At 38.3% G+C, this 10,336-nt stretch carries 11 protein-coding genes; 1 reads left to right on the forward strand and 10 read right to left on the reverse strand.

The features are described from left to right. The 6 genes from Q0J48_RS00405 to Q0J48_RS00430 all read right to left on the reverse strand — a co-directional run bounded on the left by Q0J48_RS00405 (position 1) and on the right by Q0J48_RS00430 (position 5,434). Positions 1–1,995 (reverse strand): ABC transporter permease, encoded by a 1,995-nt coding sequence (locus tag Q0J48_RS00405; protein WP_296240597.1) that lies wholly within the window; start codon positions 1,993–1,995, stop codon positions 1–3. Then, the gene (locus Q0J48_RS00410; protein ID WP_296240598.1) at positions 1,988–2,755 is read right to left on the reverse strand and encodes an ABC transporter ATP-binding protein; all 768 of its coding nucleotides are present in this window, start codon (positions 2,753–2,755) and stop codon (positions 1,988–1,990) included. The genes Q0J48_RS00405 and Q0J48_RS00410 overlap by 8 nt, the downstream gene beginning before the upstream one ends. A 78-nt stretch (positions 2,756–2,833) precedes the next feature. Then, positions 2,834–3,820: a sensor histidine kinase gene (locus Q0J48_RS00415; protein ID WP_296240599.1), complete on the reverse strand. Its 987-nt coding sequence runs from the start codon at positions 3,818–3,820 to the stop codon at positions 2,834–2,836. Further along, the gene (locus Q0J48_RS00420; protein ID WP_296240600.1) at positions 3,817–4,485 is read right to left on the reverse strand and encodes a response regulator transcription factor; all 669 of its coding nucleotides are present in this window, start codon (positions 4,483–4,485) and stop codon (positions 3,817–3,819) included. The genes Q0J48_RS00415 and Q0J48_RS00420 overlap by 4 nt, the downstream gene beginning before the upstream one ends. Positions 4,486–4,531: 46 nt before the next feature. Next, on the reverse strand, positions 4,532–5,059 hold the full coding sequence (gene raiA / locus Q0J48_RS00425) for a ribosome-associated translation inhibitor RaiA (protein ID WP_296240601.1): 528 nt from the start codon (positions 5,057–5,059) through the stop codon (positions 4,532–4,534). A 78-nt stretch (positions 5,060–5,137) separates the two neighbouring features. Then, positions 5,138–5,434, reverse strand: coding sequence for a hypothetical protein (locus Q0J48_RS00430; protein WP_296240602.1), 297 nt, complete (start codon positions 5,432–5,434; stop codon positions 5,138–5,140). Positions 5,435–5,599: 165 nt separating this feature from the next. Between Q0J48_RS00430 and Q0J48_RS00435 the strand changes: the two genes are divergently transcribed. Beyond that, positions 5,600–6,610, forward strand: a complete 1,011-nt coding sequence (locus Q0J48_RS00435; protein WP_296240603.1) for a shikimate dehydrogenase — start codon at positions 5,600–5,602, stop codon at positions 6,608–6,610. A gap of 61 nt (positions 6,611–6,671) precedes the next feature. Here the strand turns inward: Q0J48_RS00435 and Q0J48_RS00440 are convergent, their stop codons facing one another. The 4 genes from Q0J48_RS00440 to Q0J48_RS00455 all read right to left on the reverse strand — a co-directional run bounded on the left by Q0J48_RS00440 (position 6,672) and on the right by Q0J48_RS00455 (position 10,221). Continuing rightward, a complete protein-coding gene (locus Q0J48_RS00440) occupies positions 6,672–7,022 on the reverse strand; it encodes a hypothetical protein (protein ID WP_296240604.1) in 351 nt (116 codons plus the stop codon). A 120-nt stretch (positions 7,023–7,142) separates the two neighbouring features. After that, entirely contained in the window at positions 7,143–7,904 is a 762-nt protein-coding gene (aroD, locus tag Q0J48_RS00445; RefSeq protein WP_296240605.1) for a type I 3-dehydroquinate dehydratase, read from the reverse strand. Between the two features lie 2 nt (positions 7,905–7,906). Further along, positions 7,907–8,914, reverse strand: coding sequence for a TRAP transporter substrate-binding protein (locus Q0J48_RS00450; protein WP_296240607.1), 1,008 nt, complete (start codon positions 8,912–8,914; stop codon positions 7,907–7,909). 17 nt (positions 8,915–8,931) lie between these two features. Continuing rightward, positions 8,932–10,221, reverse strand: coding sequence for a TRAP transporter large permease subunit (locus Q0J48_RS00455; protein WP_296240610.1), 1,290 nt, complete (start codon positions 10,219–10,221; stop codon positions 8,932–8,934). Between the last annotated feature and the right edge of the window lie 115 nt (positions 10,222–10,336).

Genomic DNA, 10,336 nt, shown 5'->3' on the forward strand with positions numbered 1-10,336 from the left:
CTATCTCACGATCCTATAATAAACTTTCGATGTCAAGAAATATACCATCGAATAAATCACAACAAAAATCAAGAAACATATCATCGTCACCGTAACAAACAGTTTGGTATCTTCAAAATATAACAATCGCAGTAATTTGTCGATCAAAGGAAAGGCAAAGCAGATATGGAGGCCTGCTACGATCAGCGGTAAAAAGAAGACGGTCAAAACTTGCGAGTTGATCGAACGCTTGAGTTCTCTTTTTTCCAAACCGACATTGGCCATGATCTCAAACCGATCCCGATCCTGAAGGCCTTCCGTGATCTGTTTATAATACATGATCAAAACCGTTGCGATGATAAAGAGTATACTTAAGAAAATCCCCAAAAACAAGAATCCTGCATACAAAGAAAGCGTATCATGATAAGAAGATTCTTTTGTGCTGGTATAAATATAAACCAAATCCTGATCTGTGTTGCCATCATTAACATTCAAGGTTTGAAATAAAGATGCGATTTTTTCCTGAGAACGACTATCTTGATCACAATCAAAAGACAACATCGTTGTAGGCACATTGTAGGAATCTGGATAAAGACTTTCCTGGATCTTTTGCATTTGAAGCACTTGTTCAACATCCGATACGATGACAAAATAATTATTACCGATACTTGCCCCCTCTTCCTGGTTATCCATAAAAGTAGACAAAGTGTCCTTCACCTGGTAATTGACATCTCCTACTCTCAAAAAATCTTCGTTGTATTTTTGTCCGGAGCCATAAACAAAAACTTCATCCTCATTTAATGACATAGATTGATCGGTCGCTTCATTATAGTCTTCCAAAGGAATAAAGTATAAAGAAACCACATCACCAAGATTCGAAAACGATGCTTCCGATGTATCCGTGTTTAAAATCCCCTCTTCTAATAGCCCGCTGATGGAACTATATCGATACAGCATAATATCGTTCGCTTTGATTTCGTTTTGTTCTAAAACAGAATTTAATTGCTGCTTGGAGGCGTCTAGATCATATCCGCGCATCGCAATCTGAACTTCCCGAGGAAAACGAGAATCGATGATTGAATCAATACTCATCCACAAAGAAAACGTCGTTGACAACATCACCAAAACCATCGTAGAAAGAATGCAAATATTGGCCAATCCGATTGCATTTTGTTTCATTCGATAGATCATGTTGGAAAGACTGATAAAATGCCGCGTTTTATAATAATACTTCTTGTTTTTCTTCAAGAGTTTCAGAAGTGTGATGCTTCCTGTCGTAAACAGAAGATACGTTCCTAAGATCACCAAAACAACTGCGACAAAGAAAAACGTAAACGCGCTCAATGGATCTGTGATCGAAACAGCTAAATAATAACCGATGCTTAAACAAACGATCCCCACTAATGTAAACAGCCATTTTGATTTCGGTTCTTTTTCGCCCATCTGCTGGGAATGAAGCAGTTCGATCGGCTTGGTCATCTGGATCTGAAAGTACGAAAAAATATAAATCAAAAGATAGATCAGTGAAAATAAAATCAAACTATATCCGATCCCCGATCCCGAAATATAGAAGCCGAAGCCAGTATCAAAAGAAAGCATTCGCAAAAGGATCATATAAGAGAGTTTATCAAATAAGATCCCTGCCCCGATTCCGAAAACCAAAGAAACTACCAGACTGATCAAGATTTCATAAAAGATCACACGCGCAATATGTTTTTTTTCCATTCCCAGGATGTTGAAGATCCCAAATTCGTGTTTTCTTCGCTTCATCAAAAAAGAATTTGTATAAAACAAAAAGATCACAGAGAAAACAACAATCACACCCACACCCAAGGACAATAACATCTGCACATACTCACCGCCGGTCAAAGCGTTTAACCCTTCGTTATGCGATAGCGAATACACCAGATAAAAGATCATGACCGTCAACGAACTCGAACATAAAAACGGAAGAATCATCTTCGCATTCTTCTTTAAATTATCAACGGCCAGGCGAAAATAAAAGAATTTAAACACGTCGAACACCGCCTGTCGCCAAAAGGGTTAACGTATCTGATATCGTTTCATACATTTGATCCAAGGAGCGATCTCCCCGATAAATTTGATGAAACACCTCGCCATCTTTGATAAACAAGACTCGCTTGGCATGGGAAGCCGCCTTCGTTGAATGTGTGACCATTAAAATTGTTTGATCCTTCTGATTCAGCTGATCAAACAACATCAGTAATTCTTCCGTTGATTTTGAATCCAAAGCCCCGGTAGGCTCATCTGCCAAAATCAATTCCGGATCTGTGATCACTGCACGCGCAACAGCCACTCTTTGTTTTTGTCCGCCAGAGATCTCATAGGGATATTTCTGCAGTATGTTTTCAATGCCTAATTGCTGAGACAAAGGTTTTAACAGACGAAACATCTCTTTTGGTTTCATATTCGACAAGACTAAAGGTAAGAGAATGTTATCTTGATTGGAAAAATTATTGAGCAAGTTAAAATCTTGAAAAACAAACCCTAAATTATTTCTTCGATACGACGCAAGCATTTTTTCAGGAATCTTTGTCAAATCTTTTCCATTGAGATAAACAGACCCGCTTGTTGGGCGATCGAGAGCCGCCAAAATATTCAAAAGCGTCGTTTTTCCAGAACCTGATTCCCCCATAATGGCGACATATTCCCCTTTTTCAACATTTAAGTTTACATTTCGCAATGCCTGGACCGAACTGGCAGAAAAACGTGAAGAATATACTTTCTTTACATTTTTTACTTCTAACAAAGACATTTCAATTCCTCCTTATACACTCTCAGTTTAAAAGAGAAATCATTTTTCAGACATCGAATAAGCTTACAATATCTCTCCTTATCTTACAGTTTTGTAAGATTGATCAAATTTCAAGCCTACCTTTGTATAACATCCTGGTTGAGAGTCAATAGAAATCTCGCAAGAAAGCTTTTGACAGATCTCTTTACATAAGTAAAGCCCTAAACCACTGGCTTTTTTATCTTGCCTTCCATTATAGCCGGTATAGCCTTTTTCAAAGATGCGCGGTAAATCGCTGGCTTGAATCCCGATCCCATTATCTTCTATGATCAACTTTCGGTCGCCTTGAAGATAGATCTTGATCTGGCCATGTTGTTTGGTGTATTTCAACGCATTGGATAGGATCTGTTCTAAGACTAAGACCAGCCATTTTTCATCGCTGAGAACAAATAGATGCGTTTCTTTAAAAGTAAGGCTAATATTTCGTGCAATAAACTCGGATGCAAAATAGCGGATGCTCTGGCGAATCGCATCATCAAGATCGATTTCCTTAAACACAAAATCCGTTTCCGATGCATTCATGCGAAGATACGCTAATACCATATCGGTATACTGATTAATGCGCAGAAGCTGACTCTTCAGATTCTCTTTCGAGGGGTTTTGTTCTTCGAGTAACAGCTGCATCGCTGAAATCGGTAACTTTACTTGATGGATCCATAAAGTAAAATAATCCATATGCTCCTGGAATTCTTCCTCGTTTTGATTGATCGCATCCAATCGGGCCTGTTCGACCTTTTGTAGAAGCATTTGATATTCAATTCCCGCTAATGTAGGATCTTGTAGATTCAATACTTGATCGATTGCCTCTGTCTTGATGGCTACTCGCTGATCGTGACGTTTTTTGTATCGAAAAAAATCCATACCCATCAAAACCAAAAAGAAGAAAAGACATAAAAGCGTTCCATACAAAAGGATCTCTATGTCAAGTTGATATAAAAAAGAAAGAAAACTTAAGATCAAAAAGCTCAGGAACAAGAAAAGCATCCAATAAATGTGGTCCTTACAGTACCAATAGAAAACTCTCATACTTTATACCCCATTCCTTTGATGGTTTCGATGTATTTTTCACATCCAACGGATTCAAGTTTTTTGCGTAAACGATTCACATTCACGCTTAACGTATTTTCATCGACATAATAATCGGTCTTCCAAAGGTAGTTCATCATTTCCTCACGAGAAACAACTTTATTTTTTTGCTGAAGAAGCAACATCAGGATCTTCGATTCATTGCGTGTCACTTCAATTTCCCGATCTTCGAATACCACACGGTTTTCCTCAGGAAAGAAGCGAAGTCCTTTATGTTCTAAAACAAGAGTTTTGCCTCCAAAATCATAAGTTCTTCTCAGTAAAGCCTGGATCTTAGCTTGTAATACCTGCAGTTCAAAGGGCTTCGTAATATAATCATCCGCTCCCTGACTCAATGCCATGATAATATTCATATTATCAGCGATACTGGACACAAAAAGAATCGGAACTTTCGAGACCTTACGAATCTCACTGGCCCAGTGATATCCGTTGAGATAAGGCAACGCGATATCCATGCATACAAGATCCGGATGGGTATCTAAAAACACTTGGAGAATATTTTTAAAGTCCGTTGGAATGATGACTTTATAATTCCAACCCTCGAGAAAGTCTTTCATTTTTTGAGCGATGATCTCTTCATCTTCCACAACTAAAATCGTATACATAGTTCTATCATACCAAAAAAAAGTGCCCGCAGGCACTTTGGTTTTATTATTCTGTTTCGATCAATCCATATCCGCCATCGTATCGTTTATAAACAACAGCGATTTTTTGTGTTTCATCATCAGTATAAATGAAGAAATCATGCCCTAATAATTCCATTTTCATGATCGCATCATCCAAACTCATTTCAACAGGAACGATAGACTTTGTCTTTACGACCTGATCATCTGAATCGGAGTACTCATCGACCTCATCAATAAAAGCTTGCGCTAAAGAATCCTTGTTTTTACGAGTCAGACGAGTCTTTTGGCGACGAATCTGATCTTCTAATTTGTCGATCACTTTGTCAACGGCATTATACAGATCATCATCCATAACTTCCGCACGGAGGATTGCGAATTTAGTGGGAATCGTCACCTCAATTTTCTGTTTATGACGATACGTCCGAATCAAAACATTGGCAGTATCCTCTTCGCCAACAATGAAATACTTGTTGAGCACTTCCAATTTTTTGTGAATCTTATCAGAGATCCCTTGTGTTACGGTTACATTTTTTCCTACTACATTGATTTTCATAATAGGTACCTCCTTGTTACTGAAATTATATCACAGTACGACCTAAATGAAAATCAAGGACCCTTGAAAATAGACCGTTTAGGACTCCACTTCTAAATGAACATTTTTCAACTTTTGAAGCTCTTTTATATAGGTACTATACTGCTGTCTTGTCATCGATCCATCACGAGGAAACGGGAAATACAAATAACATTTTTTATGCAGTTTATTTAGGCTCATCTGCAACACAAGAACTTGTTGAATCGGATCCATCTTCTGATACAAAGATAAAAAATGAATCCGAATCTCTTCTATATTCTCATTTCGATCCGCATCTTCTAAATCCTGTAAAAAGCTTTCATAATCCTTAAATTCAATATCCATACAATGATCCATATGCTTTCTCTTCCTTCTCAATTTTATAACCATGAAAAGTGTATCAAATCCTATGCGGAATCGCTAGAAAGAAATAGAATGTCGATTGCGATTTCAGAAGAGGAAAAATTTTTCTTTGTATTTTTCTATAAATAAGCTAAACTTGAAAAAAAGAGGTGAACAATTATGCAATATGGACTCATTGGTGAACATTTAGGACACTCTTATTCAAAATTAATCCAAGAAAAATTGTTAGATCATTATACGTATGATATCCATCCTGTAGAAAAAGAGGATCTTGACGCTTTTATGAAGGAACGCGCCTTTAAAGCCATCAATGTAACGATTCCTTATAAAAAGGACGTGATCCCTTATTTATATCAATTAGATGATGCATCGCAAAAAATCGGGGCCGTGAATACCATTGTAAACCAAGATGGTAAACTTTATGGTTATAACACCGATTATTATGGTTTTGACTACATGGTCCAAAAACACGGAGTAACTTTTACAGAAAAAAAAGTACTTGTGTTAGGAAACGGAGGAGCCAGCCAGGCGATCCAGGCCGTCATCAAAGACCATAAAGCCAAAGAAATGTTCGTAACAGATATCATCCTGAATGAAGGTATCATCACGATTGATGAAGTTTATCAAAATCACAAAGACATTGATATCGTCGTCAATACAACGCCTTGCGGCATGTATCCCCATGTAGATTCTTCGGCAGTGGATCTATCCCGGTTCGAAAAGGTAGAAGCCGTTTTCGATTGCGTCTATAACCCTATGGATACTAAATTTACTCTGCAAGCGAAAAAACTAGGGATCCCTGTGGCAGTGACAGGATTGGAAATGTTGGTCGGACAAGCAAAGAAAGCTTTAGAATATTTCAAAAACATTCAAATCGATGATCAGGAGATCGATCGGATCTATCGCGAAATTTTACTGGAAACTTCCAACTTGATCACCGAATGTACTACCCAAGAAGTACTTGAAGAGATTTCTCAGAAGCTTGATAAAGAAATCGTATTCAGTGATGATATTGAAAAAGATGCGATTGAAAATAATCGCATCCTGATCGTGAAACAAGAAGACATCTTGACACATCACGAAAGACTTATTTCAAACGGATTTATCGTAAACGGAGATACATCAGAAGAAATCATAGCCAATTTCAAAACGGCCATTCAAAAATTCTAAAAGAAAACCAGAGGAGAATGATTCTATGGCCCTCTGGTTTTTTATCAAATCTTCTTGAAAATCAAGTGATTTTATGAATATCTTCAAGTAACAGATCCTTTAGTTTTCTTGTTCTTTTGACTAAATCATGATATTCCAAATTATTTCTTACAACAGGTTCCTCACTTAAAGAAAGCGTATAGGTTTGATCATCGCATGCGATCATGATTTCTACCTTGACTAGCTCATTTCCGTTCGCGATACTTCCAGACATAGCATTCGCAATACTATTCAGTACTTCTCCTGTCATCGTTTTATGAACGACATTGGTTTTCAATTCAATTGATTTGATGTCCTTCGGATCAATCAAGGCATGATTTGACATGATTTTGATCTTACGATCAACAATTTGGTAAATATCTGATTTTTTCATCCATTCGTCCTCCTTTCTGTCTCGGTTTCATACTTCTACTTTTATTATAGTTGAAAAAAAATTGTTTTTTGTATAGAACCAAAAAAAGAGGTCAGTTCTGAAAACTGACCTCTCATTTGATTAAATTGAATGATGTAAGATTTCTAATACGCGATCCAGATCCGCTACGTTTATTTGTCCTGGAGCACTGGCTGCTTTGGCCGCCCCAAATGTCAAACAAGAGCCAAAGACTTCGCCGGCTAATCTTGAAATCACTCCATCGGCTCCCATAGACATCGTAATGATAGGACGATCGGCATACTTTTCATGCATATCCAACGTTGCCTTTAAAAGCGTCAGAACATCCGATTTAGACTGCGGCATCAATGCGATCTTAGGAATATCGGCATCTTTTTCCTGCATCAATTTTAATCGTGACACAATTTCTCCATAATCTGGTGTCTTATGGAAATCATGATTGCTCATGACAACATAGACACCATGAGCATGTGCATATTCAACAATTTCACTGACTTCTTTATCACCAGTAAAACATTCAACATCAACAAAATCAATCAAGTCAGAGTCGATCATCTGTTTGTTCAACGCAACATAATCTTCGTTGGAAATGGCCATTTCCCCACCTTCTTTGCTGGTTCTAAAAGTAGCCAAAAGAACAGTGTCTTTTAACAAGGAACCAACAAGCTGGATCGCTTTTTGTGCTTCTTCCGGATTCAGAATATCTTTAAAATGATCCATTCGCCACTCGATGATATCGTAAGCCAATCCATTCAAACTTTCGATCTCGTTTTTTAAACCATCCAGATCTTTTCCCATGATAGGAATACAAATTTTTGGTTTCCCCTTACCAAATTCTACATTTTTTACTGTGATTGTTCTCATGATTACCTCCATTCAGCATTCATTAAATAGGCATTGTATAATTCTTCGCCGACTTCATTTTTGATGTCTTCGTAAAGACCATCATTCAATTCTCGCATTTGTTCTTTAGTCTCATCATCCAATTCCAAAATGGTCACGCCATTTTCCAGACAAATATTGATTCTGTCCTCAATACGCTGATCGGACTGTTCTCTGGCGTATTCACTAGCGTTTTCACTGGCTTGATCAATGATTTCTTGGTCCTCTTTAGAAAGTGATTTATAGAAATCATTATTCGTGATCAAAGACAATAAATGCGGTAAATGATTGGTTTCTACGATATATTTTTGTTGTTCATACAAGTTAGAAGAAACGATGACTTCTACCGGGTTTTCCTGCGCATCGATCGTTTTTTGCTGTAAACCAATATAAACTTCACTAAAGGACATCGGCGTTGGATTGGCATGGATATTTTGCCAGAACATCAAATGGTAAGAGTTTTCCATCGTACGAATCTTTTGCCCGGCAAAATCATCAATAGACCGGATTTCTTTATTCGTGGTCATGACACGGAAATCCTGATCGGCAAAGGATAACAGTTTAAAACCGGCGTCTTCATAGATTCCATCGATGATCGAACGGAAATTAGGATCATCTAAGACTTCACGAACATCATTGATATCATCATAAGCCATTGGCAAATCGAAAACCGCAAGCTGTTCCATAAAAGGAACCTGAGGAGCCGTATTCTGTACTATAAATTTTACATCTTTGGTCAGGCAGCTTTCAATCAGTTCTCTGTCTCCTCCAAGAGTAGAGTTGTCATACACTTCGATCTGCATTCTGCCATCACTGAGTTCTTCTACTTCTTCAGCAAATTTATCCGCAAAAATACTCGTGATCGTATCCGTGGTCGAAGCATGAGCCAATACCCATGGATATTTTTGCGATTGGGCCACATAATCTACATTTCGAGCACAGCCGCTGATCACAAACACGGAACAAATCAGAAAGGTCAAAATTTTCTTCATATTCATTTACACCCTTTCTAAATCAAAGTTAGCGAGATTTGCGGGAAAGCACAAATCAAGATCAACGCAATCAGCAATAAGATAATTTGCGGAAAGGCTTTTTTTGCAATCGTAAATACCGGAACTTCCGTCAATCGCGAAGCAATAAACAAATTGACACCGATTGGCGGTGTTACAAAACCAATAGCCAAGTTGACAACCATGATCACACCAAATTGAATGGGATCCATACCAAAACTGGACATGATCGGTGTTAAGATCGGAGCCAAGATAAGGATCGCTGGACTTGTATCCATGACCATCCCTACAATCAACAACAAGACATTGATCAGCACCAATACCGCGAATGCGCTTGTAAAGTTTTCTGTGATCAAAGAACCAGCCATCTGCGGTACTTGTAATAAAGTCAAAATTCTTGAGAATGCTACCGCGCTGGCCAAAATAAACAGAATTGGGGTAAAGGTTTTTAATGATTCAATTAAAATTGCTTTCAAATCTTTGATCTTGATCGTACGATAGATAAACAAAGAAATAAGCAATGCATAAAAAACTGAGATCACGGCAGCTTCCGTGGGAGAAGCAACACCGGTATAGATGCACCCTAAAATGATAACAGGCGTCATTAATGCCCAGAATCCTTCTTTGAGAATCGAGAAAAATCCTTTGGATCGTAAAGAATTGACCTCTTCCTGGATCCTTTCTTTATCTTCTCCATGTTTTTTACAATAATACCAGCTGTAACCCATTAATAAAGCGGCAATTAAAATACCAGGGAAAATGCCCGCTAAGAACAGATCTGATACGCTGGCACCCGTAGCCATACCAAATAAAATAAACGGAATACTTGGCGGAATGATAACACCTAAACCTCCGGCCACTGCAATCAAGGCTGTCGAGAATTTTTTATCATAGCCAAGTTTAAGCATGACCGGCATACTCATGGAACCCACCGCGGCCACCGTCGCAGGCGCACTTCCGGAGATCGCTCCATAGAATAAACAAGTCACAACAACCGCACAAGGAATGCCCGCCGTTCGGGATGCCAAAAAATACGAGAAGACATCGAACAAACGTTTAGAAACACCCCCTCTTGCCATGATGACCCCACTTAACACAAACATTGGGATCGCCAACAATGGGAATGAATCGATACCGCCAAACATAGAACGAATAATAAATTCTACACTGATATCAAAGGAGGGATCAATCAAGCTCGGAGCTACGGAGATGATCCCTAAAGCAGCTCCAATCGGTACAGACAGAAGAAGCAAAACAACGAATAAGATCATTACAGTTGACGCTAGCATTATTCGGCTCCCTCCCTTACCCATTTTTTATTCAAGATATTATGCATTTCCAAAACGACCTGCTGGAAAGAACGGATCGTTGCCAATCCAAATCCCAAAAGCGGCGCAAACTGTA

This window comes from uncultured Faecalicoccus sp. (genome assembly GCF_944325745.1).
Classification (GTDB): Bacteria; Bacillota_I; Bacilli_A; order Erysipelotrichales; family Erysipelotrichaceae; genus Faecalicoccus.

What these genes read in the sequence shown, in the direction of transcription:
- Q0J48_RS00410 (WP_296240598.1), bottom strand. Translation starts at nt 2,755, where the DNA reads ATGTCTTTGTTAGAAGTAAAAAATGTAAAGAAAGTATATTCTTCACGT.
- Q0J48_RS00415 (WP_296240599.1), bottom strand. Translation starts at nt 3,820, where the DNA reads ATGAGAGTTTTCTATTGGTACTGTAAGGACCACATTTATTGGATGCTT.
- Q0J48_RS00420 (WP_296240600.1), bottom strand. Translation starts at nt 4,485, where the DNA reads ATGTATACGATTTTAGTTGTGGAAGATGAAGAGATCATCGCTCAAAAA.
- raiA (WP_296240601.1), bottom strand. Translation starts at nt 5,059, where the DNA reads ATGAAAATCAATGTAGTAGGAAAAAATGTAACCGTAACACAAGGGATC.
- Q0J48_RS00430 (WP_296240602.1), bottom strand. Translation starts at nt 5,434, where the DNA reads ATGGATCATTGTATGGATATTGAATTTAAGGATTATGAAAGCTTTTTA.
- Q0J48_RS00435 (WP_296240603.1), top strand. Translation starts at nt 5,600, where the DNA reads ATGCAATATGGACTCATTGGTGAACATTTAGGACACTCTTATTCAAAA.
- Q0J48_RS00440 (WP_296240604.1), bottom strand. Translation starts at nt 7,022, where the DNA reads ATGAAAAAATCAGATATTTACCAAATTGTTGATCGTAAGATCAAAATC.
- aroD (WP_296240605.1), bottom strand. Translation starts at nt 7,904, where the DNA reads ATGAGAACAATCACAGTAAAAAATGTAGAATTTGGTAAGGGGAAACCA.
- Q0J48_RS00450 (WP_296240607.1), bottom strand. Translation starts at nt 8,914, where the DNA reads ATGAAGAAAATTTTGACCTTTCTGATTTGTTCCGTGTTTGTGATCAGC.
- Q0J48_RS00455 (WP_296240610.1), bottom strand. Translation starts at nt 10,221, where the DNA reads ATGCTAGCGTCAACTGTAATGATCTTATTCGTTGTTTTGCTTCTTCTG.